Source organism: Asticcacaulis sp. W401b (assembly GCF_046503825.1).
Classification (GTDB): domain Bacteria; phylum Pseudomonadota; class Alphaproteobacteria; order Caulobacterales; family Caulobacteraceae; genus Asticcacaulis.
In genome coordinates, this window is sequence record NZ_JBKFEE010000004.1 from 366,122 (window position 1) to 387,570 (window position 21,449).

24 protein-coding genes and 1 pseudogene are annotated in these 21,449 nt (G+C 59.5%); 13 read left to right on the forward strand and 12 right to left on the reverse strand.

Annotated features, from left to right (window positions below):
- The first annotated feature begins 249 nt into the window (after positions 1–249).
- The gene (locus ACK8OE_RS11560; RefSeq protein ID WP_410272690.1) at positions 250–867 is read left to right on the forward strand and encodes a recombinase family protein; all 618 of its coding nucleotides are present in this window, start codon (positions 250–252) and stop codon (positions 865–867) included.
- A 5-nt stretch (positions 868–872) separates the two neighbouring features.
- Here ACK8OE_RS11560 and ACK8OE_RS11565 read toward each other — a convergent pair whose 3' ends face one another.
- Positions 873–1,142, reverse strand: a complete 270-nt coding sequence (locus ACK8OE_RS11565) for an excalibur calcium-binding domain-containing protein (RefSeq protein WP_410272624.1) — start codon at positions 1,140–1,142, stop codon at positions 873–875.
- Between the two features lie 381 nt (positions 1,143–1,523).
- On the opposite strand from ACK8OE_RS11565, the gene ACK8OE_RS11570 reads away from it, so the two are divergent.
- The 4 genes from ACK8OE_RS11570 to ACK8OE_RS11585 all read left to right on the forward strand — a co-directional run bounded on the left by ACK8OE_RS11570 (position 1,524) and on the right by ACK8OE_RS11585 (position 2,823).
- Positions 1,524–1,841 carry an HNH endonuclease signature motif containing protein gene (locus ACK8OE_RS11570; protein WP_410272691.1) on the forward strand — a complete coding sequence of 106 codons (318 nt, stop codon included), beginning with the start codon at positions 1,524–1,526 and terminating at the stop codon, positions 1,839–1,841.
- A gap of 26 nt (positions 1,842–1,867) precedes the next feature.
- Positions 1,868–2,089, forward strand: a complete 222-nt coding sequence (locus ACK8OE_RS11575) for a hypothetical protein (RefSeq protein WP_410272625.1) — start codon at positions 1,868–1,870, stop codon at positions 2,087–2,089.
- Entirely contained in the window at positions 2,086–2,280 is a 195-nt protein-coding gene (locus ACK8OE_RS11580) for a hypothetical protein (RefSeq protein WP_410272626.1), read from the forward strand. Before ACK8OE_RS11575 ends, ACK8OE_RS11580 begins: the two co-directional genes overlap by 4 nt.
- 153 nt (positions 2,281–2,433) lie before the next feature.
- On the forward strand, positions 2,434–2,823 hold the full coding sequence (locus tag ACK8OE_RS11585; protein WP_410272617.1) for a hypothetical protein: 390 nt from the start codon (positions 2,434–2,436) through the stop codon (positions 2,821–2,823).
- A gap of 172 nt (positions 2,824–2,995) precedes the next feature.
- On the opposite strand, the gene ACK8OE_RS11590 is transcribed toward ACK8OE_RS11585, so the two are convergent.
- From ACK8OE_RS11590 to ACK8OE_RS11600, 3 genes are read right to left on the reverse strand one after another with little or no spacing between them, the layout of a single operon-like run.
- Positions 2,996–3,343 (reverse strand): carboxymuconolactone decarboxylase family protein, encoded by a 348-nt coding sequence (locus ACK8OE_RS11590; RefSeq protein ID WP_290792594.1) that lies wholly within the window; start codon positions 3,341–3,343, stop codon positions 2,996–2,998.
- Positions 3,340–3,543 carry a DUF2892 domain-containing protein gene (locus ACK8OE_RS11595; RefSeq protein WP_410272627.1) on the reverse strand — a complete coding sequence of 68 codons (204 nt, stop codon included), beginning with the start codon at positions 3,541–3,543 and terminating at the stop codon, positions 3,340–3,342. The genes ACK8OE_RS11590 and ACK8OE_RS11595 overlap by 4 nt, the downstream gene beginning before the upstream one ends.
- An 11-nt stretch (positions 3,544–3,554) precedes the next feature.
- Positions 3,555–4,844 carry an NAD(P)/FAD-dependent oxidoreductase gene (locus ACK8OE_RS11600; RefSeq protein ID WP_410272628.1) on the reverse strand — a complete coding sequence of 430 codons (1,290 nt, stop codon included), beginning with the start codon at positions 4,842–4,844 and terminating at the stop codon, positions 3,555–3,557.
- 138 nt (positions 4,845–4,982) lie between these two features.
- Between ACK8OE_RS11600 and ACK8OE_RS11605 the strand changes: the two genes are divergently transcribed.
- The 4 genes from ACK8OE_RS11605 to ACK8OE_RS11620 are packed head-to-tail and all read left to right on the forward strand — an operon-like array spanning position 4,983 to position 9,911.
- Complete coding sequence (locus ACK8OE_RS11605) at positions 4,983–5,333, forward strand: rhodanese-like domain-containing protein (RefSeq protein ID WP_290792604.1); 351 nt, start codon at positions 4,983–4,985, stop codon at positions 5,331–5,333.
- Between the two features lie 14 nt (positions 5,334–5,347).
- The gene (locus ACK8OE_RS11610; protein WP_410272629.1) at positions 5,348–6,349 is read left to right on the forward strand and encodes an efflux RND transporter periplasmic adaptor subunit; all 1,002 of its coding nucleotides are present in this window, start codon (positions 5,348–5,350) and stop codon (positions 6,347–6,349) included.
- Entirely contained in the window at positions 6,346–9,588 is a 3,243-nt protein-coding gene (locus ACK8OE_RS11615; protein WP_410272630.1) for an efflux RND transporter permease subunit, read from the forward strand. Before ACK8OE_RS11610 ends, ACK8OE_RS11615 begins: the two co-directional genes overlap by 4 nt.
- Positions 9,585–9,911, forward strand: a complete 327-nt coding sequence (locus ACK8OE_RS11620) for an ArsR/SmtB family transcription factor (protein WP_290792613.1) — start codon at positions 9,585–9,587, stop codon at positions 9,909–9,911. Before ACK8OE_RS11615 ends, ACK8OE_RS11620 begins: the two co-directional genes overlap by 4 nt.
- 124 nt (positions 9,912–10,035) lie before the next feature.
- Here ACK8OE_RS11620 and ACK8OE_RS11625 read toward each other — a convergent pair whose 3' ends face one another.
- The 4 genes from ACK8OE_RS11625 to ACK8OE_RS11640 form a co-directional block, all read right to left on the reverse strand.
- Positions 10,036–11,397 (reverse strand): fibronectin type III domain-containing protein, encoded by a 1,362-nt coding sequence (locus tag ACK8OE_RS11625; protein WP_410272631.1) that lies wholly within the window; start codon positions 11,395–11,397, stop codon positions 10,036–10,038.
- 59 nt (positions 11,398–11,456) lie between these two features.
- A complete protein-coding gene (locus ACK8OE_RS11630) occupies positions 11,457–14,615 on the reverse strand; it encodes a TonB-dependent receptor (protein WP_410272632.1) in 3,159 nt (1,052 codons plus the stop codon).
- A gap of 117 nt (positions 14,616–14,732) precedes the next feature.
- Positions 14,733–15,668, reverse strand: a complete 936-nt coding sequence (locus tag ACK8OE_RS11635) for a FecR family protein (protein WP_410272633.1) — start codon at positions 15,666–15,668, stop codon at positions 14,733–14,735.
- Positions 15,665–16,192, reverse strand: a complete 528-nt coding sequence (locus ACK8OE_RS11640; RefSeq protein WP_410272634.1) for an RNA polymerase sigma factor — start codon at positions 16,190–16,192, stop codon at positions 15,665–15,667. Before ACK8OE_RS11640 ends, ACK8OE_RS11635 begins: the two co-directional genes overlap by 4 nt.
- Between ACK8OE_RS11640 and ACK8OE_RS11645 the strand changes: the two genes are divergently transcribed.
- Genes ACK8OE_RS11645 through ACK8OE_RS11655 form a run of 3 tightly spaced genes read left to right on the forward strand, consistent with a single transcriptional unit; the run spans position 16,191 to position 16,755 of the window.
- The gene (locus ACK8OE_RS11645; RefSeq protein WP_410272635.1) at positions 16,191–16,367 is read left to right on the forward strand and encodes a hypothetical protein; all 177 of its coding nucleotides are present in this window, start codon (positions 16,191–16,193) and stop codon (positions 16,365–16,367) included. The genes ACK8OE_RS11640 and ACK8OE_RS11645 overlap by 2 nt on opposite strands.
- Entirely contained in the window at positions 16,364–16,612 is a 249-nt protein-coding gene (locus tag ACK8OE_RS11650) for a hypothetical protein (protein ID WP_410272636.1), read from the forward strand. The genes ACK8OE_RS11645 and ACK8OE_RS11650 overlap by 4 nt, the downstream gene beginning before the upstream one ends.
- Positions 16,613–16,620: 8 nt before the next feature.
- Positions 16,621–16,755 (forward strand): hypothetical protein, encoded by a 135-nt coding sequence (locus ACK8OE_RS11655; protein WP_410272637.1) that lies wholly within the window; start codon positions 16,621–16,623, stop codon positions 16,753–16,755.
- Positions 16,756–16,851: 96 nt separating this feature from the next.
- Here ACK8OE_RS11655 and ACK8OE_RS11660 read toward each other — a convergent pair whose 3' ends face one another.
- From ACK8OE_RS11660 to clpX, 3 genes and pseudogenes are all read right to left on the reverse strand, one after another.
- Positions 16,852–17,910: a methyl-accepting chemotaxis protein gene (locus ACK8OE_RS11660; RefSeq protein WP_410272692.1), complete on the reverse strand. Its 1,059-nt coding sequence runs from the start codon at positions 17,908–17,910 to the stop codon at positions 16,852–16,854.
- A 24-nt stretch (positions 17,911–17,934) separates the two neighbouring features.
- A pseudogene (locus ACK8OE_RS11665) lies at positions 17,935–18,366 on the reverse strand (PAS domain-containing protein); the annotation flags it as partial.
- Positions 18,367–18,579: 213 nt separating this feature from the next.
- A complete protein-coding gene (clpX, locus tag ACK8OE_RS11670; protein ID WP_013480180.1) occupies positions 18,580–19,839 on the reverse strand; it encodes an ATP-dependent Clp protease ATP-binding subunit ClpX in 1,260 nt (419 codons plus the stop codon).
- Between the two features lie 259 nt (positions 19,840–20,098).
- Between clpX and ACK8OE_RS11675 the strand changes: the two genes are divergently transcribed.
- Positions 20,099–20,701: an HAD-IB family phosphatase gene (locus tag ACK8OE_RS11675; RefSeq protein ID WP_410272638.1), complete on the forward strand. Its 603-nt coding sequence runs from the start codon at positions 20,099–20,101 to the stop codon at positions 20,699–20,701.
- Here ACK8OE_RS11675 and ACK8OE_RS11680 read toward each other — a convergent pair.
- Complete coding sequence (locus ACK8OE_RS11680; RefSeq protein WP_013480178.1) at positions 20,698–21,327, reverse strand: ATP-dependent Clp protease proteolytic subunit; 630 nt, start codon at positions 21,325–21,327, stop codon at positions 20,698–20,700. The two genes, ACK8OE_RS11675 and ACK8OE_RS11680, sit on opposite strands and share 4 nt — an antisense overlap.
- Between the last annotated feature and the right edge of the window lie 122 nt (positions 21,328–21,449).

Below are 21,449 nucleotides of genomic sequence, written 5' to 3' on the forward strand. Positions count from 1 at the left end.
TGAACAATGGCACCGCCGTCAAGGCAACGATCCGGAGCATTTTCAGAAGAGCATACATCACAATGCCGGGCGAGATCATGCATCCGGGCTATCCAGCAAGAATCTTGTCCCGGATTCTTAGACAGATTGGGGTTTGCATGAGACAATTTGAAAGACGGGTTTAGTGACGCAAATGCAGACCACACAAGGGTTTGCGCGAAGAGTCATGTAATCGAACGTTTGAATGACAGGCTTTATGCGAGGTGGTTTTTGAAGATTGGCTATGCGCGCGTTTCCACCCATGATCAGCAGACGGACCTTCAGATGGATGCTCTCGTCGAGCATGGTGTCAGGGTCGAGGACATCTACCAAGATGTTGCCAGCGGGAAGAAAGATGATCGTCCGGCGCTGATTGCCTGTCTCAAAGCCCTCAGGGAAGGCGATACGCTCGTCGTCTGGAAGTTAGACCGTTTGGGCCGCGATCTTCGACATCTGATCAACACCGTACATGACCTGACGGCGCGGGGCATTGGGCTGCGGGTATTGGCGGGGCATGGTGCCAGCATCGACACGACGACTGCCTCTGGGAAGCTCGTGTTCGGCATCTTCGCGTCATTAGCAGAGTTCGAGCGCGAACTTATCCGTGAGCGCACCGTTGCCGGGCTACAGGCAGCCCGCGCCCGTGGACGAATGGGTGGAAGGAAGTTCGCCCTAACACCATCCGGCCTGCGCCGAGCACAAGCCGCTATGCGCCATAGGGATACGAACGTCGGCGACCTCTGTGCCGAGCTTGGGATTACGAGAAACACCCTGTACAGGCTGGTTAGCCCGGCCGGGGAACTGCGGCCTGACGGCGAAAAGCTTTTGAAGATGTCAGGGAAGACCTGATCCCATCATCGCCAAGGCTCACAGGCAACGCCATCGCCGTCACGATCCATCGCCGCACGATAGCCGGGTTCCCATCTATATATCGGGGCCACGCCCGCAGCTTTTGCGGTTGAACAGTTTGAATAGTAGGCAGGCTCGTTCTTAATGAGGCGCACAACACGCGGATAGCTCAGATACGTGGCAAGGCCGACGAGAATGAAAAGCGGGGCATATCGCGCCGGATTGGATCGGCGCTTATAATGTCTGGCCTGAAAAGCTGGTCTGCGTCTGCTCATTATCAGAGCATGACATTAGGCGGTTAAATCATTGATTGCGTTTTCGGTTAACACACCACCAGAGGCGCTCGTCTTGATGCCACTTTTGACTTTTGACCACTGACCACGTATCGTCACCAAGTCAGACGTCGCAACATAAGTGCGTGTGGGCCAATGGCCCTTCGATCCTGCTTTTAGCAGAGGACTGATAGGGACTACGGAGTGGCGCTAAGCTGGTGCTGTCTCGTGCAAGGCAACTGACCTTCCAACCGAGGGGCTGTCGTAATCGATAGCTGCACGTCCGTTTCTTCATTGAAACGAGGTTGTGTCATGACTAGTCGCCTAAAAAAACTGAGACTTGAAGCTGTTAAACGTCAGGACTGGCGCTGCTACTATTGTGAGATGCCGATCTGGGTTGATGGCCTCGATCAGTTCGTGAGCAAATACGGATTCACCGAACGTGAGGCCCGCACATTAAAGTGCACCGCAGAACACCTTATCCCCGAAAGTGAGGGGGGAAGAGATGTCCCTGATAACATCGTGGCAGCCTGCTGGACCTGTAATATGAGGCGGCACCGGGTTGGAAAACCTAAAACACCGGATGATTACCTTCGATATGTCCGACACCGAATAGCACAGGGAAAATGGCATCCTTATGCCGCGACCCTAGATATTAAAGCCGCCGTTATCTACCCAGATCACCAGCCTAAATATCCATGAACCAATCATGGAAGGTGATCATGCGAATGACCGAAATCTATACCCTCATGGAAACGAGGGGCCTTACAGACAGCCAGCGCCACTTTAGTGCGGTCTGGCTTGAGCGCGGCCAGAACTACCTGTCCCAGAACAAAGATGCCGACCTGTCTGCGGCCGATGCGCTGACCTTGTGGCGCGCTCTCCAAGACGAGCAACAATACGAGTTGGCAGCCATCCTGCTGGCCGACCTGCTGGGAGAACGGTCATGACGACCATGAAGTTCGAAGGCTGGCCTCATGAGTTGGCTGAGGCCGAAGCTTGGTGCCGCACCAGCGTCGCACAAGGCTACTGGAAAGAGATGGTGGCCAACGGCGATTATCGCTTCCACTTCATCTGTCCGTTCGAGGCCCAACGGTTCCTCGACCGTTTTTGCCACACGGCGTGGCAGTTATACGACTAACGCTCAGGGTCCATGAGCGTTACCCCGGCCTCTCTGAACACCACTCCAATAAAAGGTTCAGGGAGGCCTTTTTCTATCCGAATATCCGATTAAAATTGTTTTAGAACAATGCGATATGGTAAAATTGCATTATGCAACTAAGTGAGTAAGCGTATGCGTTCCGCCTTCAAAAACGAGGCTCTTGTCCTCCAATATATCGGCCAATGGTTCGACCCCAAGATCGACTACAGGCCCCACGCCAAGCGTCTCGTCCATGATCTCCTGCGAGATCGAGACCAGCCGGGCGCAGTACAGACCATCGATAGCGTCATCAAACTGGTGAGCAGCCGAATAGAGAAGCCGACCAAAAAGGTCGATGTCGAGCAGCAAAGAGCCTTCCTGAAATGGCTCAAAGGCGTTCGTCGAGACCTTGGCCCGGAGATCAAGTTCAAGAAGCCCGTCAGCAAGCCGAAAAGCCCTTATACCCGGCAACGTCGCCGACACTGGCGCGGCGCACTGGGTCATGAAAAGCAGGGCTGGGACGCGAGAAATGCGCGGGTTTGAAGCCTGCAACCGCACCATCTCACCACTCGCTGAAGTGTTTGATCGTCTGTATATCCTTTAAATTCATAAAATTATTTAGAAATCATAATCTACTTACGTCTGTATATCTGGATAAATATCCGGTCACTCTCGCCGCATTTCTGGCAAAATGCCGCAGACAGGGGCGGCACGGTTATGTTGCCCCCGAATACTGCTCAAACGCCATGAGGGCGTCAGCCGCATACATCAGCGAAGGCCCGCCTCCCATATAGATGGCCATGCCGAGCACCTCTTCAACCTCCTGTTTCGTCGCCCCCAGTCGCACGAGTGCCTCGGTATGATAGCCGATGCAGCCATCGCAGCGCGTCGCGACACCAATGGCCAGAGCGATAAACTCCTTCATTTTCTTATCGAGAGCACCATCGGCGGTGGCAGCCTTGGCGAGCGCCGAAAACCCTGCCATGGTTTCCGGAATATCTTTGCGCAGAGTCTTGATATGGGCCGACAGGCGCGCGGTGATTTCGGGATAGGACTTGCTCATTTGAAGCACACCCCCGGCTTGGCGCCCAGCGCCTTGAACACCATCGCCGCCGGACAAAAACCGGTGAAGCTGGCCTGAATCATATTGGTCCCGGCAAAGACGGTCAGCCACACCCAGTTCGGGTGAACAAAATGCGCCAGCGCGACGGACACCAGCACGACGGTTCCGGCAAAGGCCAGAACGAGACGATCGAGAGACATGCGATTTCTCCTTAAGGTTTGATCTTGTGGGCGCCGATCAGATCGAGCGCGAGCTTTTCATAGAAGGGTTCGGACTTGCCGGACTTCACCTTGCCAATGAAGTATTTTTCAAAGCCGACCTTGGCCAGATGCACCCATTTGCCGGATGCCGACCAGTTGATGTTACGCGGTGGAATCTGCGGCTGTGCGAAAAACGCCACGCCGCCATCGCCAAAGTCAGCCAGACAGATGGCATTCCAGGTCGCTTCGTGCGTCGGGGCCTTGCCCGCCAGTATCAGCTTGAAATTGTGCGCAATGGCCGTGACCATGGACTCGATCATGAACCCGGTCTTGGGCACGCCTACCGGCACCGGGGTCTTACCCGTGGGCGCGATGGCAACGCAGACCCCCAGCGCAAAGATATTGGGATAGGTCGGATTGCGCTGATGCTTGTCCACGAGAATAAACCCGCGCGGGTTGGTCAGGCCTTCGTGCCCGCGCACGGCCTCAACGCCCCGGAAGGCCGGCAGCATCATCGAAAAACCGAAGGGCAACTGATGATTCCCCTTAGTTGAGCCGTCTTCATTGACCTCTTCGACGTGCATCAGACCGGCCTCGACCTTTTCGACCCTGGCATTGGTGATCCATTTGATGTGGCGCTGGCGCAGTTCACTTTCCAGCAGACCCTTTGTATCCCCCACACCATCCAGCCCCAGATGCCCGACATAGGGTTCGGAGGTCACAAAGGTCATCGGCACCTTGTCGCGCACCTTGCGTTTGCGCAGTTCCGTATCGAGGATGAGAGCAAACTCATAGGCAGGACCGAAGCACGAGGCCCCCTGCACGGCTCCGACCACGATGGGCTTCGGGTCCCTGGCAAAGGCCTCAAACACATCTGATGCCGCCAAGGCATGATCGACGTGACAGACCGATTGGGTGAAATGCTCCGGACCAAAGCCTTCGATTTCGTCAAAGGCCAGTTCCGGTCCTGTCGCAATGACCAGATAGTCGTAGAACAGCTCCATTTCCGTCGAAAGCGTGATCTTGTTGTCTTTGGGATAGATGGCCTTCGCCCCGCAGGTAAAGAATTCGATCCCCTTGCGCCGGAAGATGTTGGTCAGATTGACTTCAATAGCTTCGCGCGTGCGCCATTTGACGGCAACCCACGGGTTTGACGGTACAAAATGGAAGGTGTCGCCCTTATTGACGACGGTGACATCGGCCTTGCTGCCGACGGCGTCTTTGATCTCAAAGGCGGCAATCGTCCCGCCCAACCCCGCGCCCAGAATCACGATGCGCGGCTTTTGTCCTGTAGTGGCCATGACTGACCTCCCTGGTGTCCACCCGGTTTACCGCCCGCCCGCTCCGGCGGAGGCGCATTAAAAACAGTGGACTTGTTTTTAATTGCATATTATCTTGAATATGCAATATAGAAACTTCAAGCGCTTTTTTGAGGCCCCATGTTCGGACTGTTCAAACCGCAAACCCCCATCACCAACCTGACCCCGGCCGAGGTGCATAAAGGGCTTCAGACGAAGACCCTCTTACTGATTGATGTGCGTGAGCCCTCGGAGTTTCGCGCCGAACACATCAAGGGCGCCATCAACCTGCCGCTGTCGAGCCTGTCGTCTGAGGCGCTTGCCACGGTCACTGCCGGGGCCGGTGAGCGTACCGTGGTCATGCAGTGTCTGGCCGGCGGGCGCTCGGCGCAGGGCGTCAAGGCCTGCCGCGACTTTGGCGCTCAGGTCGATCATCACCTTCAGGGCGGCATTAATGCGTGGAAGGCCGCAGGCCTGCCCACGGTTCGCTGAGAAAGGCTATGGCCATGCCCCGCCCCTTCCTTCGCCTGTTCGCCGCATCGGCCCTGACGGCTCTCGCTTTTGCCAGTCTTAGCGCCTGCTCAGACGGGCACGACAAAAAGCCGGTCGAGCGCGCCGCGCCGCAAACGGCCGCCGGCGACCTGCTGACCGTCGCCACGACGGATATCGACGATATCAAGCGTCTGTCGGCTACGCTGACGACGCGCGATATGGGCGAGGCCGTGGCGCGGATTCCCGGCGTGCTGATCACCCTGAATGTGCGCGAAGGCGACACCGTCGCCAAGGGACAGGTCATCGGCGTGGTCAAGGACCAGAGGCTGAATTTCGAAGCCAGCGCCTATACGGCGACCGCGCTTCAGGCGGAGGCCGACTACAAACGCATCAAGACGCTGTATGACAAGGGCATCTACGCCAAGGCCCGGCTGGAGCAGGCGGAATCGGCCTGGAAGGCGGCGCAGGCGCAGCGCGCGGCGGCGGGTGAACTGGCCGGACAGGGCGTCATTCGCGCCCCGGCCTCTGGCGTGGTGGTAAAGGCCGAAATCCCCGCCGGGGCCGTGGTCATGGCCGGTCAGTCGGTGGCGACGGTAACCGCCGGGCCGCGCGTTGTGCGCCTGCAACTGCCCGAACCGCAGGCGCGCGCCCTCAGTGTGGGGCAAGGCGTGCAACTGGAGGCCAATGGCCTCACCGCTTCGGGCACGCTCAGCCAGATCTATCCGGCGGTCGATAAGGGGCAGGTCATTGCCGATGTCACTCCGGCAGGGCTCGATCAGGTTCTGGTGGGTGAGCGCGTCATTACCTCGCTCAGCCTCGGTAAACGGCGGGGCATTCGGGTGCCGGCCGCCTATGTCGCCACGCGCTACGGCCTCGACTATGTGCGTCTGGTCGCCCCTGACCGCACCTTCAGCGAGATACCGGTGCAGACCGCGCCGCTTTCAGCCGGACAGGTCGAAATCCTCAGCGGGCTCAAGGACGGGGACACACTGGCCCCCTATGGAGCGGCGAAATGAGCGACGCCAAATCAGGACTGTCGGGCCGCCTGACGCAGGCGACGCTGAACTCCCCCCTCACCCCTCTGGCCCTGCTGGTGGCCGTGTTTGTCGGCCTGATGGCGGTCATGTCCATCCCGCGCGAGGAGGAGCCGCAGATTTCGGTGCCCATGGTCGATATTCAGGTGGCGGCGGCCGGGCTGAAGGTCAATGACGCCAAGGAACTGATCGCCAGGCCACTCGAAACCCTTGTCAAAAGCATCAACGGCGTCGATCACGTCTATAGCTTTATCGAAGACGATGCGGTGATGGTGACGGCGCGTTTCAAGGTGGGGACCGATCCCGATTCCGCCGCCGTGCGCATCCATGAAAAGCTGCGGGCCAATGCCGACAAGATGCCAAAGGGCATCCCCGAACCGCTTATTTCGACGCGCGGCATCAATGACGTGCCGTCGATGATCATTACCCTGTCGCCCACCGCCGGTGCCGGAGCGCGCATTGACGATGTGGCGCTGTACGGACTGGCGCTCAAGCTGCGCAGCGAACTGGCCAAGGTGGACAATGTCGGCCTGACCTTCCTCACCGGCGGTCGCCCGGAAGAAATCCGCATCGAGCCGGACCCAGCGCGCATGAGCCTGCACGGCGTGTCCCTGACCGCACTCACCCAGGCGATTTCAGCGGCCAACCAGACCCTGCCCGCCGGCGTGGTGCGCGACGGAGGCCAGACGCTCGACCTCAAGGCCGGGCGCTCGCTTAACAGCGTCTTCGACGTGGGACAGATCACCGTGACCTCGGTCAGCGGTCGGCCGGTGCTGGTGCGCGACGTCACCACTATCGTGCAGGCCCCGCGCGAGGATCAGGCGCGGGTAACCCGCTATCGCCAGACGGCGCAGGGTATTGAGGCCGCGCCTGCCGTCTCACTGGCCATCGCCAAGCGTCAGGGGGCCAATGCGGTCATCGTCTCCGAGGCCATCCATAAGCGACTCGAGGCGCTCAAAGGCACGCTGATCCCGTCGGGGGTTGAGGCGTCGATTACGCGCGACTACGGCGAAACGGCCAATGAAAAGGCCAATGAACTGCTGTTCCATCTGGGACTGGCTACCGCTTCGATCGTGGTGCTGATTGGCTTTGCCATCGGCTGGCGCGAAGCCGCGGTCACCGCCGTGGTGATCCCGACCACCATCCTTTTGACGCTGTTCGCCTCGAACCTGATGGGCTTCACCATTAACCGGGTCAGCCTGTTCGCCCTGATCTTCTCGATCGGCATTCTGGTCGATGATGCCATCGTGATGATCGAAAACATCGCAAGGCATTGGGGTATGCCGGATGTGGGGAAACCCGATGGGCGAAGCCGCGCTCAGGCCACCATCGAAGCCGTGGCCGAGGTCGGCAACCCGACCATTGTCGCCACCCTGACCGTGGTGGCGGCGCTGCTGCCCATGCTATTCGTCTCCGGCCTGATGGGCCCCTACATGGCCCCCATCCCGGTCAATGCCTCGGCGGCCATGGTCTTCTCGTTCTTTGTCGCAGTAATCCTTGCGCCGTGGCTGATGATCCGCTTTGCGCGCAAGACGCTGAGCGACGACCATTCCCACGACCACGAAGGCTTTATTGGTCTTCTCTATCGCCGTGTGGCGTCGAAGGTCATCGCCACGAAAAAGACGGCCTGGACCTTCCTGTTGCTGGTCGGGGCCGCCACGCTCGTGTCGATGAGCCTGTTCGGCTTCAAGGTGGTGACGGTCAAATTACTGCCCTTCGACAACAAGTCGGAGCTTCAGGTCATTGCCGACCTGCCCGAAGGCACATCACTGGAGATGACGCAGCGCGTGCTGGCCGAGGCCGCGCGGGTGAGCGCCGGTTTGAAAGAGGTTGAAGCCATCGACGCCTATGCCGGGACCGCCACGCCGTTCAACTTCAACGGGCTGGTGCGTCACTACTATCTGCGCAGCCGTCCGGAACAGGGCGATCTCAATGTGCTGCTGGCTCCCAAGGGCGAGCGTTCGCGCGCCAGCCATACCATTGCGCTGGACCTGCGCCAGAGGCTGAAAGCCGTGGCCCTGCCCGCGGGTGGGGTGTTGAAGGTGGTCGAGGCGCCGCCGGGGCCGCCGGTCATGGCCACCCTGCTGGCTGAAATCTACGGGCCGGATGCCGCCACGCGCCGCGCCGTGGCCGAAAAGGTCAAGGCCATCTTCAAGGACATCGACTTCATCGTCGATGTGGACGATTCCTATGGTCTGCCGCGTCCGACGCTGAACGTCGTGCCTGATCGTGCCCGCCTGGAAAGCCTCAGCGTGTCGGAAGGCGAACTTTATGCCTCGGTCAATACGCTGATGAACGGGCAGGTTCTGGGCTATGCCCAGCAGGCCGGGCGCAGCGGCGAAGGTCGCGAACCGCTGGAGATCGCGCTCCGCCTGCCGCAGAATGCGCGCTATGTCAGCGAAACCCTTGCGTCCATGCCCGTGGCCACCTCTGGCGGACGACTGGTGGCGCTGAATGAGATCGCCGCCTTTGAACGCGGACAGGGCTCGACCGCCTATTTCCGCCGCGACGGACGTGATGCCGACATGATCATGGCCGAGCTGGCCGGACGGTATGAGGCGCCTATCTATGGCCTCAGTGCCGTCAATGACGCCATCAATGCCGCCGATTGGGGGAACCTGCCCAAGCCGGTGATCCGCCTCAATGGTCAACCCGAAGACGAAACCCGTCCCACCGTGTTGTGGGACGGCGAATGGGAGATCACCTGGGTCACCTTCCGTGACATGGGCGCGGCCTTTGGAGTGGCGCTTCTGGGCATCTATATTCTGGTGGTGGCGCAGTTCAAAAACTTCCGCCTGCCGCTGGTCATTCTGACGCCGGTGCCCCTGACGCTGATTGGTATTGTCATCGGGCACCTGCTGTTTGGCGCGCCATTTTCCGCCACCTCGATGATCGGGTTTATCGCTCTGGCCGGGATTATCGTGCGCAATTCGATCCTGCTGGTCGATTTCATCCGCCATGCCGAAATCGACACGGATGGCCACAAACGCCCCCTGCGCGAGGTGCTGCTGGAGGCCGGAGCCACGCGCTTCAAGCCCATCCTGCTGACGGCGCTGGCGGCCATGATCGGGGCCAGCGTCATCCTGTTTGACCCCATCTTTCAGGGGCTGGCCATCTCGCTGCTGTTCGGGCTTTTGTCCTCGACGCTTCTGACCGTATTGGTTATTCCTGCCATCTATATCGTCTTCAAGGACGATATGTCTCAACCGCGTGAAACATGACCAGCAGCGCGTCTGATATGCAAAGCCTGCAACCCAATGTGCAGCGGGCGACGCGCCTGCTCAAACTGCTGGCCAGCGAACATCGCCTGATGATCCTGTGCCGGCTGTTTGAGGGCGAAGCCAGTGTCTCCGATCTGGCGGAGCATCTGGGGCAGTCAATCGCGGGTACATCGCAGCATCTGGCCAAGATGCGGGCCGAAGATCTGGTCGCCACGCGTCGCGACGGCCAGACCATCTACTACGCCCTCAGCGACCCTGCCGCCAAAACTGTCGTCAGCACCTTGTGTCACATATACAAGGGCAACGACTCAATAACGGCCTGACGCACCAAAGACACTTGTGAAATACTCCTTATAAGCCTCAGATATATTGAAAATTATTTACAATCACCAAAAGCATTAAGCGATTTAAAGGTCGCAAACCCGCCCCGCGGAGTCTTCACAGGCCTCACTGCGCCAGATCGCCGTTTGCCTTTTTCTCCTTGCCCGGCGCCCAGAGTTCCGGCGTCCCCGGTTTCATCTCAACACGGGTTTTGCGACCCGCCTTGTCCTTTTGAAGCGCGAAGGCGTCGTAAAGCACGCCATTGGCAGTGTAGGCCTTATAGGTCAGGCGATCGCCTTCGACGCTCAGCAACTGGAACAGTTGGGTACGTGACGCCTTGCGATCGGCCCAGGCGAGGTCGGAGACGGCGTACATTTTGGGACCCGCGACCGATACGACATAGATGGTGGCGTCGTCATCTGGACGCGCCTCCCCTTTGGGCGTCGGAGCGGCCCCTCTGGCGTAGCCGTGGTCGTGCCCCTGCAGCAGGAGATCGACCTTATACTTGTCGATCAGGGGCTTGAGCGCTTCGCGCACCCGCGGATTATCGCGTTCCGGTTCTGACGAATAGAGCGGGAAGTGCAGGCTGATTATAGTCCAGCGGTTCGGATTGTGCGCCAGAATATTGTCCAGCCACGCCACCTGCGCCGCGCGTTCAGCCTCATCCCCATGCAGCAGTGGGGCATCAACCGAGATAAGGCGCACCCCCTGATAATCGACGTAAAAGGCGGTTTCCTTCAGCTTGGCGCGTCCTTCCGGGCCGTTTTCGGGTAGGGTATATTGCGCTCGCCACTGCGGCGACAGGCGCGCGCCGGTGTCGTCAACGGGGCGACCATATTCGTGGTTGCCCGGCGTCATGATCGAAGGCGTCTGGGCGTGGATAAAGCCGCCGGCGGCGAACCATTCGCCCCACTCCTTGTCCGCGCTGTGACGATTGATCAGGTCCCCGGCGTGCAGCATGAAGGCCGCCTTACCATCTTCGCGCAACGCTTCACGCAGGACGCGCGACCAGTGCTCCAGCACATTGTTCTGGGCGTCGCCCAGATAGATGAAGCTGAACTTTTCACCCGGTTTGCCAGCGGTCGAAAACTGGAACCATTCCGACCAGTGCGTGCCATCGCCAACGCGATAGACGTAGCGCGTCGAAGGCTTCAGCCCTTTGAGCACGACGGAATTATAGGTGGCCTGAAACCCCGCCTGTTCCTGCACATCAAGGGTCAGGGTCTCGGTTTTAGCCGCGACCTCGGTGGTGCGGGTCTGAAAGTCAGGGCCCGCTTCGGAAACGGCATACTGCACCCAGCCCGGCGGGCTGTTCGCCGCCTGACGCCAGGTGATGGCCATTTCATGCTGCGGGTCCGCCGTCAGGTTGAGAATGATGCGCTCAGGCTGAACGGTGGCGGCAGTCAACGGTTCAGGCGCAGGGATCTGTGCGGAGGCCACGGCCACAAGAGCCAGCCACGACACGGCCGCGATCAAAGACAATCGCATGGGTTTTCCTTGAGATAACAGGCAGACCTCTCCACCCGAGAGGTCTGCGGGTTTCAGGTTCAGTAGAGCCAGTAGAAGCTGAGCGAGACGGTACGGCCATTCTTGACGAAGGCGCGCGAAGACGCCTCGGTCGGACCGTAGGACAGCCAGTAGGTATGTTCGTCGAACATGTTCTGGACGTTGAGGCTCAGCTTGGCGTTCTTCGTGATGTCCTTGCGCAGGTTCAGGTCCACGAAGGTATAGTCCTGCTGGTAGGGGTTGTTGCCGAAATCCTGAATGCCGTCGAGCATTTCCGACTGATGGTTGACGGCCAGATAGGCCTCCCAGCCGTATTTTTCGTAAAACAGCTCCAGATTATAGACCCGCTCCGGCGTCTCCATCAGCGGCAACTTGTAGCCATCCGGGTGCCAGTTGATGCCGGTCACCGCCTCAGAGGTCTGGAAGGTGCCGTTAAACGCTACGCCCAGACCATCGAAAGGCGATGGCAGCCAGTAAAAGACCTGACGAGCGCTCAGTTCCACACCCTGCACCCTGGCCTTTTTGCCATTATTGGCCATGGTGATCAGGACGCCGTTCGGGTCTTCGTTTTCGCCGGCCGTGCCGTTACGGATATTGGACGAGGACGAGCGGAACAGGAAGTTGCGGATATCCTTGTAATAGGCTGCCACCGAATAGGCACCCGTCTTGCCGTTATACCATTCCAGCGACAGGTCTAAGTTCGTCGCCTTCATCGGTTTCAGATCTGGATTGCCCTTTTCGATAGCCACCAGCAGCCACTCGGCGACAGGGTTCTGCTTGCCGTTACCGTCCGGATCGGTGTTGTAGCTGTATTCTTCGGCGGAACTCATGCGGGCGATGTCCGGACGCGCGAAGCTGGTCCAGATGGCACCGCGCAATATGACGTCGGGACGCACGCGATAATTGGCGTGGATCGACGGCAGGACGTTGGTGAATTCGCTTTCGGTGGCCGAATACTGGTTGCCGCGCTTCGGGTCCATCATCCAGGCGCGGACGAGGTTCTCGGTCTTTTCGACGCGCACACCACTGATCAGGTTCAGCTTGCCAAACTGGGCCTCCGCCATGACGTAGGCGGCGCTAACCTTTTCATCAAAGCCAAAGCTGTCTTCGTCTGAGATGGTCGCCTCATCCGGGGTCAGGGCATCGCCTTTGAAAAAGGTCGAGGTGCCCGCTGTGGCGCGGCCCAGTTCGGCCAGCATCTTGTCGTCGTCCAGCACGATGCCGAGGCGATAATCCCCGCTGTACTGCCCATCGAACAGGCTATCGACCGGCTTGCCGTAGAAGGCAGCAAAATCCGCCAGAGTCCCATCATTGTCGAGGTTGAGGAAAGAGCCTTCGAACTTGGTGCGCTCAGACTTGTAAATCTTGGCCCCGCCCTTCACTGTGCGCAAATAGGGGTGATCGAATTCATAGGTCAGGTTGATCTGCGCCTGTTTCAGGTCTTCCTTGACCGAAGACACCCCGGCTTCGAGCCCTGAGAAGGCATAGTTGGACGGGTCCTGCACCGCCTTCAGGCCGGCGGCATTGAGCCCCCACTTGGGATAGCGCGAATCCGCGCTGTTATCGACGCTGACCCCGTTATTGCCGAGCCAGTGATACATGTCCGAACGAAATTCCAGTTCGTACTCACCATCGGCCTGATCCTCCGATTGCGAGGTGGAAAGGTCATAGTCGAGGGTGAGTTTGCCGAAACGGCTCTTGCCGCCGAAATTCAGCGAAGACAGCAGGCCGGTGGAATAGCTGCCTTCCCAGAAGCGGCGCAGGCGGAAGCCTTGCGGGTCCCACACGCCAGATGCGCCGTCGAGCGAATAGAGCGACTTGGTGGACTTGTCCTTGTCGGTGATCACGCCGTCCTTGTCCCGGTCCACGATCTGCGCCGTCGTATAGCCATAGATGTTACCGCGGCTGTCCGAGCCAATGATCATCTGGTCCGGCGTTTTCAGCGTCTTGTCGGCCTTGTTGACCTGCGACAGGCGCGTCGAGAATTTGCTCGTGTCGTTACGGAAGTTCAGGCGCGTGGAAAATTCCTTTTCCTTATATTCGTTATAGGTGCCGCGCAGGTGGAAGTCGTGATCGGTGCCACGCCAGTCGAGCGAGGAATTGATGCCCTTGCGCTCGATTTCGGTATGCCCGGTGGCAATCTGCATGCCGCGGAAGACGAAATCATTGAGATTGGCGTCCAGCGTCTCTGAGTTTGAGTACCAGGTGCGTGGCTGAGAGTCGCCGTCGCCGCCATTCTCCTCGAACTGCGTCTTGCGCTTGGCGTAGGAGGCGGTGACAAACAGGCCCAGACGATCAGAGAACTGACGCCCAAAAGAGACGGCAGCCTTGCCTGATGTCGGGTTTTCGAACTTGTCCATCACCGCACCCTGCACCGACAGACCGAAGAACAGAGGCTTCACATTGAAAGCCGTAGGGGTGTCGATTTCCACCGTGCCGCCCAGGGCGTCGCCGTCCATATTGGGCAGGAGGGTCTTGTGCACCGTGATGCCCGCAATGCCTTCAGGCGGCAGGAAGCTAAGGCGGACGCCGCGATAGAACTGCTCATCGCGCGACCCGGCTCCCGACATCTTGACGCCGTTCATGGTGTAGTTGTTCAGTTCGGTCGAAAGGCCACGCACCGTGATGCGGTCGCCTTCACCGGTACGCGCGTCACGCACGGCATTGACGCCTGGCACCTTGGCCAGGGCTTCGGCGACGTTTTCAACCGGCAGACGGCCCATGTCATCGGCGCTGACGCGATCGGAGACGTTCTTGTTACGACGCTTGTCTTCCAGCGAGTCGAGCATGGCTTTGCGATAGCCACGCACCACGATGGTTTCGGGAGCTTCGTCGATAGCCGCGACCGGCGCAGGGGCCGGAACCGTTGATGCGGCCTTGCGCAGAATGACCGAACCGTCGCGGATATCGGCGCTCAGGCCCGTCCCGGCCAGCAGTGCGTCCAATGCAGCGCGCGGCGTCAGAGTCCCGGCGACGGCCCTGCTCGTCTTACCCTTCAGCAGCGTCGGATCGGCCACGACCTGAAGGCCCGACTGACGCGAAAAATCATTGAGCGCGCCCGACAGGGCCTTGGACTTGATAGTAAAGGTCTGCGCCGCCCGCGCGGCGGGCTGAGCCAGACCTTCAGCCGGCACCAGCGCGCCAAATACCCCCAAAGCCACCACCGACAGGCCGCAGATCAGTTTCAGTTTCGTCTTCACCTTATCTCTCCACTCACGCGGCCCCCACGGCCCGCTTAAGGGAAAGATGCGAACGACACTCCCGGCCCGACAAATAATTATATGAATTAATTATGTATTTTACGCGTCAGTTTTGTATCACCGATCCAGAAGGATCGCGTCACCGGTACGCGTGACGCGGATATCGTAGCCGTTTTCCAGCGCCTTGAGCACCAGATCGGGGTCTGACAGGTGATAACGCCCGGACACGATCACCCGGCCTGTCGCGGCGTGGCGCAGGCGCACAGGCACCTTGGAAAAGCGGTTGATCTCCTCCACCAGACGGCTGAGCGGCACGGCGTCCGCCTCGAACCAGCCGGATCGCCAGTCCGGTTCGGCCGACGCATCGAAATGCGACAGCGGGGGTGTGCCCGCGGCGTTATAACGATCTCCGGCATGCAGGTCGTGGGTGCGCCCCTCGTCGCGGACGCGGACATGACCGCGATAGACAGAGACCTCAGCGCCGTCGGGCAGAAGATCCGTGTTGAAGGCCGTCCCCACGACCTCGATTTCGGTCTGGTGCGCGGCGATGACGAAGGGGCGGGCCGCATCATGGGCCACGTCAAAATAGGCTTCACCGCGCAGCATCTCGACGACGCGACGCTTCGCCCCATACCGGATTTTCAACGCCGTGCCGCCGCTCAGTTCGATGCGCGTCCCATCGGGTAACGGTGCGCTCAGGTGCTCGCCCGGACCGGTGGTCAGCGCCATCAGATGTGCCGGTTGGGTCGATATCGGTCTGAGGCTCCAAACGCCCCACCCGATCAGCCCGGCGACCAGCACCGCCGCGGCTGCGGCCGGATAGGGCAGCCAGGGCCGCCAAGGCTGAGCCCGCACCTGTGTCAAGGCCTTACCCAGGGCCGGGGCGTCATAGGCGGCCAGACAGTCGGCATAGAGGCCCGCGTGTTCGGGAGCGGCGCTCATCCAAAGTTCAAACTGACGCTCGATATGCGGCGGCACGTCCGGTTCAGACATGACGGCGACCCAGTATGCTGCCTGCATTTCAGGGGTTTCAGAGTCCGCTACGTGGATCATTGGTCCCCCTCCTCGTGCCGGGCCTGCCAGCGTTGCCGGGCCACCTGCAAATCCATCAGCGCTCGGGTAATGTGCTTTTCGACAGCCTTGGGGTTGAGCCCCAGGGCGCGACCTATCTCCTGACAGCTCTGGCCTTCAACCCGGCGGCGCATAAACACGTCACGTCGCAAAGGTGGCATAGCGTTCAGCACCTGCATAAGGGCGCGGGTTTCGGCGCGGTCTTCGACAACCCGATCTGGCAACGGGTTGTTGCACGCCAGTTCGCTGGCAGCTTCAAGGTCAGCCAGAGGCTTTTGCCGCCGGTAATGCTCCCGCACCAGATTGCCGGCGATGCGAAACGCCAGAGCGTGCATACTGATGACGATGTTAGACTGCTGATACTCAATCGCCTTGAGCACGGTCTGCTGGGCGATGTCCTCGGCAAGGTCACGATGGCGCGAAAGGCTTAGCGCGTAGCGCGCCACCGCCTGTCGCAGATCTGCCCAGTCTTCGGCCATAGGGTGAGTGCACCGGGCCGCAGACATGCGGGACCGCCTCCAGAGTATCGTCAAGGCGCACCTCTTAACCGCCGTTTATGACAGGTTTTTCTGCGTCGGCGCAAAAGCACCGACGAAGAGAGATGCACCTGCTGCGCAAAACCCGACAATTCGCCCGGATATTGAAACAGTCGCGCAGTATGAAAACCTGTCGACGCCATGAAGGCAACGAAGGTGGACGGCCAGATCGTTTGTCTCGATGTCGCCGCACGTGCCAAGGGCTGCGTGCCGGTCAATCCGTTCGGCATCGGCTCGATCAGCACCGCAGCGGCAGACTATACCCCCTCCTACCCAGTCGATCATGCTTTACCGCGCTTTGAAAACGCTGGGCGTCGAGACCGAGCTTTATCTCGCCCCCGCGCGAACCGCACAATTTCGCTGAACTCCGCCACCGTCTGTTTCAGGTGAACAAGCACATGGACTGGTTCCTCAGCCACCTTACCAGCGAAACCTATGACTGGAGCAAGGCCCCGGACGGCAAATCCGATGAGGACGACAGGACGCAAGAGGTCCGGCCGGACGGACAAGCCGGGGATGATCAGGGATGGTGACCCGCGTCACAGTGGCTGGAGCGCTTTCCAAATCGGAGTTGCGCGAAGCCAAAACTGTGACGCCCTTTTCGGGAAAAAAGCGCGCTAATTCAGAAGTTAACCTGCCTTCAGAAGGCCCTGAATGCTGGTTTTCATGCGCTCGGCATGACCAGACAGGCCGGATGCGGTTTCCTGCACGCTGGAGGCCAGGGTGCCCGTTTCCGTGGCCGAATGCGAGACATTGCCGATATTGCTCGACATCTGCTGGGTGGTGGCCGCCTGCTCTTCCATCGCGCCGGCCATCGAGGTCGTCAGGCCCGACAGTTCGGCCACGGCGTTGGAAATTTCTTCGACCGACTTCACCGCTTCGTGGCTCGACGTCTGAATGGCCAGCACCTGCTGGGTGATCTCGTCCGTCGCCTTGCTGGTCTGTGAGGCCAGCGCCTTGACTTCGGAAGCCACGACGGCGAAGCCTCGGCCCGCCTCGCCCGCGCGCGCCGCTTCGATGGTGGCGTTGAGCGCCAGCAGATTGGTCTGGGCGGCAATGTCCTTGATCAGAGCCACCACCGAGTCCACCTGACTGGCATTGTCGGCCAGCGCCTTGACGCGATCATCCATCGACTGCGCCTGAGAGGCGATTTCCGACGCGCGGTCGGACACCCGCGTGACCTGCGTCACGATTTCGTGGATGGCGCTCGACATCTGCTCCGCACCGGCGGCCGCCGAAGCCGCCTGCTGGCTGGCGTTTTCGGCCGCGTCACGCAGGCCCTGAGACGAATCGCTCATCGACATCGAGGAGGCCAGAAGGGCATCGGCCACACTCGTCACCTCACTGGCGACGGTCTCCTGTGCGGTAATCACCGCCCAGGTCAGCATGGGGCCGATATAGGCACCGAAGGAGTCCTTGATCGCCGTGATCTGAAGCCGCAGCACTTCCGGGCCGATCCTGATCTTGGTTGAAAAGGGCAGCATGGCGTCGGTGGTCAGCATACGCCGCTGATGTTCCGGATTTTTGTGGAACACATCGACGGAGGAGCCCAGCATCTGATCGACCTTGATGGGCAGGAACTGTTCGATCGACTTCAGCGTTTTTTTGGAAGTTTCGTTGAGATAGTTGATCTTGAAGTCGTTTTTCGGATCGACCGTCATGACCGCTACGGGCATACCGTCGATCATGGTCAGAAGGCGCGTCACTTCGTTCTTCTTGTCGGTAATGTCGAAGGCGAACTTCGTCACCGAAGCCACGCGGCCGCTATCGTCAAAGACCGGGCAATAGCTGGCCTCCAGCCACACCTGACGCCCGGCCTTGTTGAGGCGCTTGAACTCCCCCTTTTGCGGCTTGCCGGCGCGCAAAGCCTCCCAGAACTGACGGTAATCTTATGACTGTGCGTAGTCCGCTTCGATGAACATGCGGTGATGCTGTCCCGCGACCTCTGCCAGCGAATAGCCGACGACAGACAGAAAGCTCTCATTGGCGGTGATAATGCTCCCGTCGGGCTTGAATTCGATAACCGCCATGGAGGTTTCCACGGCTTTCAGGATGTTTTCCGCTGTAACGCCGTTGCCCCGGCTGGAGACTTTATTGGTTTTATTAAGAAGCACGGCCGACCCTCCCGTCGCCACTCTGTGCACGCACTGTTCACAGAGTGTCGCCGAGTCGTTAACGAGGCAATAACATCGTTACAATTTTTAAGGACAAACACACGCTGCCCTTGCCACCTTGGTTCACAGGCCAGCGGAAAAAACTCTCCTTTTTTCACAAAAAAAACGGCCCTGTTTCCAGAGCCGCTCTTTTTTTATCTGTAATCCTTTTGAGACGGCCCAGATCGGCCACTCACCACAGGCTTAGGCCGCGCCGCCGCCACGCTTTTCCGCATAGATCAGCAGGGGCTGAGCCCGTTCTTCGACCACCTCGGCATTGATCACCACCTCTTCGACGCCCTGCATGTTGGGCAGTTCGTACATGGTGTCGAGCAGGATGCCTTCGAGGATCGAACGCAGACCGCGCGCGCCGGTCTTACGCACAATGGCCTTCTTGGCGACGGCAAAAAGGGCCTCGTCCGTGAAGGTCAGGGTGACGTTTTCCATCTCGAACAGGCGGGCATATTGCTTGACCAGCGCGTTCTTCGGTTCGGTCAGAATCTTGACCAGAGTCGCCTCGTCTAGGTCTTCCAACGTCGCCAGAACCGGCAGACGACCGATAAATTCCGGGATCAGGCCGAACTTCATTAGATCATCGGGTTCGACCTGGTGCAGGACTTCGCCCAGACGGCGTTCTTCCGGGTCCTTGACGGTGGCACCAAAGCCGATCGAGGTGCCCTTACCGCGGCCCGAAATGATCTTTTCCAGACCGGCAAAAGCGCCGCCGCAGATGAACAGGATGTTCGTTGTATCGACCTGCAGGAATTCCTGCTGCGGATGCTTGCGCCCGCCCTGCGGCGGCACGGAGGCGACGGTGCCTTCCATGATCTTGAGCAGGGCCTGCTGCACGCCTTCGCCCGACACGTCGCGGGTGATGGAGGGGTTGTCAGACTTGCGCGAAATCTTGTCCACTTCGTCGATATAGACGATGCCGCGCTGAGCGCGTTCGACATTGTAATCGGCGGCCTGAAGCAGTTTCAGGATGATGTTTTCGACGTCTTCACCCACATAACCGGCTTCGGTCAGGGTGGTGGCATCGGCCATGGTGAACGGCACGTCGATAATGCGGGCCAGGGTCTGCGCCAGCAGGGTCTTACCCGAACCGGTCGGCCCGATCAGCATGATGTTCGACTTGGCCAGTTCCACGTCATTGCCCTTGGCGGCGTGGTTCAGGCGCTTGTAGTGATTGTGCACGGCGACCGACAGGACCTTCTTGGCCTGCGCCTGACCGATGACATAATCGTCAAGAACTTCGCGGATTTCCTTCGGCGTGGGGACGCCGTCCTTGGATTTCACGAAGGCGATCTTGTGCTCTTCACGAATGATATCCATGCACAGTTCGACGCATTCATCACAGATGAAAACGGTCGGACCGGCAATGAGTTTGCGCACCTCGTGCTGGCTCTTTCCGCAGAAGGAGCAGTAGAGGGTGCTCTTGCTGTCGCCACTGGCGGCTTTCGTCATAAGCGCTTCTCACCTTCGTTTGCGCCGGCCGTTTCCCTCTCCGGAGAAAAAGCCGAGGCACTATTCAACCGATACTATGCACCTTTGACCCTTAAGAAAAGGTCATTCCGGTACGATTTTGGGCCAGACCCACACCGCTTTGGCCATCTATGCACAGATTAGACCAGCCCTCAACCACCCCCGCACCGAGAGCTATGGTTAAGGGGCTTTTTTGCGAACCCTGTTGCCTATATGGGGAGAGGGAACCGGATTGTCAGCCATGCCCCTCCCCGTCCACGCCTTCGATTTCGACGGCACCCTGACCTATAAAGACAGCTTTACCGCCTTTCTGGTGTGGCAATGTGGCCATGCCCGTCTGGCCCTCGCCTTTGTGCGCCATCCCTACATGCTGACGGATTATCTGCGCACCCGTGACCGGGGGGCGCTGAAATCGCATCTGCTGTTCCACCTGATGGGGCCCGTCCGCCGGGACGATCTGCAAGCGCACTTTAGCGCCTTTGCCGAAGCGATGGGTGATGGCCTGTTCCGGCCGGACGCCCTGCGCACCTGGGCCGAGGTGGGTCAGCACGCCGAAAGGGTGATCGTCACCGCCTCCCCTGAAATGCTGGTGGAGGAGTTCGGCAACAGACTGGGGGCTGAGCGCACCATCGGCACGCGGCTTGGGTTCGATGCTCAGGACCGTCTGACGCCGCATCTGAACGGTCTGAACTGCCGCAGCGAAGAAAAGATGCGTCGCCTGCGTGAGGTCTATGGCGCAGCGCTGGACCTCGAAGCAGCCTATGGAGACACAGCGGGCGACCTTGAGATGCTCAAGGCCGCCCGGCAGGGTCATTACAGACGGTTCAAACAAAAACCAGCTTAGGCGTTGCTGACCGGATCGGTACGCTTTTCATAAACGTGGTCGATCAGGCCGAACTCCTTGGCTTCGGCGGCCGTCATATAACGGTCGCGGTCCAGCGTGCGCTCGATCACGTCATAGGGCTGACCCGTGTGCTTGACGTAGATTTCGTTGAGCAGCTTCTTGGTCTTGCGAATGTCTTCGGCCTGGATTTCGATGTCCGAAGCCATACCGCGCGCCCCGCCCGACGGCTGGTGCACCATGATCTTGGAATTGGGCAGCGAGATACGCTGACCGGCTTCACCGGCTTGCAGGATCAGCGAGCCCGCCGAAGCGGCCATGCCCATGCACACGGTGGTGACCGGCGACTTGATGTACTGCATGGTGTCGTAGATCGCCAGCGCCGAGGTCACCTGACCACCGGGGCTGTTGATATACATGGAAATTTCCTTTTTCGGGTTTTCCGATTCAAGGAACAGCAACTGAGCGCAGATCGAGGTCGCCATGCCGTCTTCAAACGGACCGGTGAGGAAGATGATGCGTTCCTTCAGCATCCGCGAATAGATGTCGTAGGCGCGCTCACCGCGGCTCGATTGCTCGATGACCGTGGGGATCAGGTAGCTGGTCAGGTTTTCGACTGGATCGCGCATGGAAGTCCCTAAAGCGTTATGGGTTATGAGACCGCATCTAAGGCTGATTTGATTAACCGAAGGTATGCGCAGTCCCTGTCGCGTTTAAATTGGCAATTTGCCTGCGCGTTTTCAAGTGGAGA

Excerpts from the sequence above, each read along its gene's own strand:
- ACK8OE_RS11600 (WP_410272628.1), bottom strand. The coding sequence starts at position 4,844 with ATGGCCACTACAGGACAAAAGCCGCGCATCGTGATTCTGGGCGCGGGG.
- ACK8OE_RS11605 (WP_290792604.1), top strand. The coding sequence starts at position 4,983 with ATGTTCGGACTGTTCAAACCGCAAACCCCCATCACCAACCTGACCCCG.
- ACK8OE_RS11580 (WP_410272626.1), top strand. The coding sequence starts at position 2,086 with ATGACGACCATGAAGTTCGAAGGCTGGCCTCATGAGTTGGCTGAGGCC.
- clpX (WP_013480180.1), bottom strand. The coding sequence starts at position 19,839 with ATGACGAAAGCCGCCAGTGGCGACAGCAAGAGCACCCTCTACTGCTCC.
- ACK8OE_RS11590 (WP_290792594.1), bottom strand. The coding sequence starts at position 3,343 with ATGAGCAAGTCCTATCCCGAAATCACCGCGCGCCTGTCGGCCCATATC.
- ACK8OE_RS11645 (WP_410272635.1), top strand. The coding sequence starts at position 16,191 with ATGCGGGACCGCCTCCAGAGTATCGTCAAGGCGCACCTCTTAACCGCC.
- ACK8OE_RS11650 (WP_410272636.1), top strand. The coding sequence starts at position 16,364 with ATGAAGGCAACGAAGGTGGACGGCCAGATCGTTTGTCTCGATGTCGCC.
- ACK8OE_RS11595 (WP_410272627.1), bottom strand. The coding sequence starts at position 3,543 with ATGTCTCTCGATCGTCTCGTTCTGGCCTTTGCCGGAACCGTCGTGCTG.
- ACK8OE_RS11640 (WP_410272634.1), bottom strand. The coding sequence starts at position 16,192 with ATGTCTGCGGCCCGGTGCACTCACCCTATGGCCGAAGACTGGGCAGAT.
- ACK8OE_RS11565 (WP_410272624.1), bottom strand. The coding sequence starts at position 1,142 with ATGAGCAGACGCAGACCAGCTTTTCAGGCCAGACATTATAAGCGCCGA.
- ACK8OE_RS11660 (WP_410272692.1), bottom strand. The coding sequence starts at position 17,910 with ATGATCGACGGTATGCCCGTAGCGGTCATGACGGTCGATCCGAAAAAC.
- ACK8OE_RS11655 (WP_410272637.1), top strand. The coding sequence starts at position 16,621 with ATGGACTGGTTCCTCAGCCACCTTACCAGCGAAACCTATGACTGGAGC.
- ACK8OE_RS11680 (WP_013480178.1), bottom strand. The coding sequence starts at position 21,327 with ATGCGCGATCCAGTCGAAAACCTGACCAGCTACCTGATCCCCACGGTC.
- ACK8OE_RS11675 (WP_410272638.1), top strand. The coding sequence starts at position 20,099 with ATGCCCCTCCCCGTCCACGCCTTCGATTTCGACGGCACCCTGACCTAT.
- ACK8OE_RS11575 (WP_410272625.1), top strand. The coding sequence starts at position 1,868 with ATGACCGAAATCTATACCCTCATGGAAACGAGGGGCCTTACAGACAGC.
- ACK8OE_RS11635 (WP_410272633.1), bottom strand. The coding sequence starts at position 15,668 with ATGATCCACGTAGCGGACTCTGAAACCCCTGAAATGCAGGCAGCATAC.
- ACK8OE_RS11585 (WP_410272617.1), top strand. The coding sequence starts at position 2,434 with ATGCGTTCCGCCTTCAAAAACGAGGCTCTTGTCCTCCAATATATCGGC.
- ACK8OE_RS11625 (WP_410272631.1), bottom strand. The coding sequence starts at position 11,397 with ATGCGATTGTCTTTGATCGCGGCCGTGTCGTGGCTGGCTCTTGTGGCC.
- ACK8OE_RS11620 (WP_290792613.1), top strand. The coding sequence starts at position 9,585 with ATGACCAGCAGCGCGTCTGATATGCAAAGCCTGCAACCCAATGTGCAG.
- ACK8OE_RS11570 (WP_410272691.1), top strand. The coding sequence starts at position 1,524 with ATGCCGATCTGGGTTGATGGCCTCGATCAGTTCGTGAGCAAATACGGA.
- ACK8OE_RS11615 (WP_410272630.1), top strand. The coding sequence starts at position 6,346 with ATGAGCGACGCCAAATCAGGACTGTCGGGCCGCCTGACGCAGGCGACG.
- ACK8OE_RS11610 (WP_410272629.1), top strand. The coding sequence starts at position 5,348 with ATGCCCCGCCCCTTCCTTCGCCTGTTCGCCGCATCGGCCCTGACGGCT.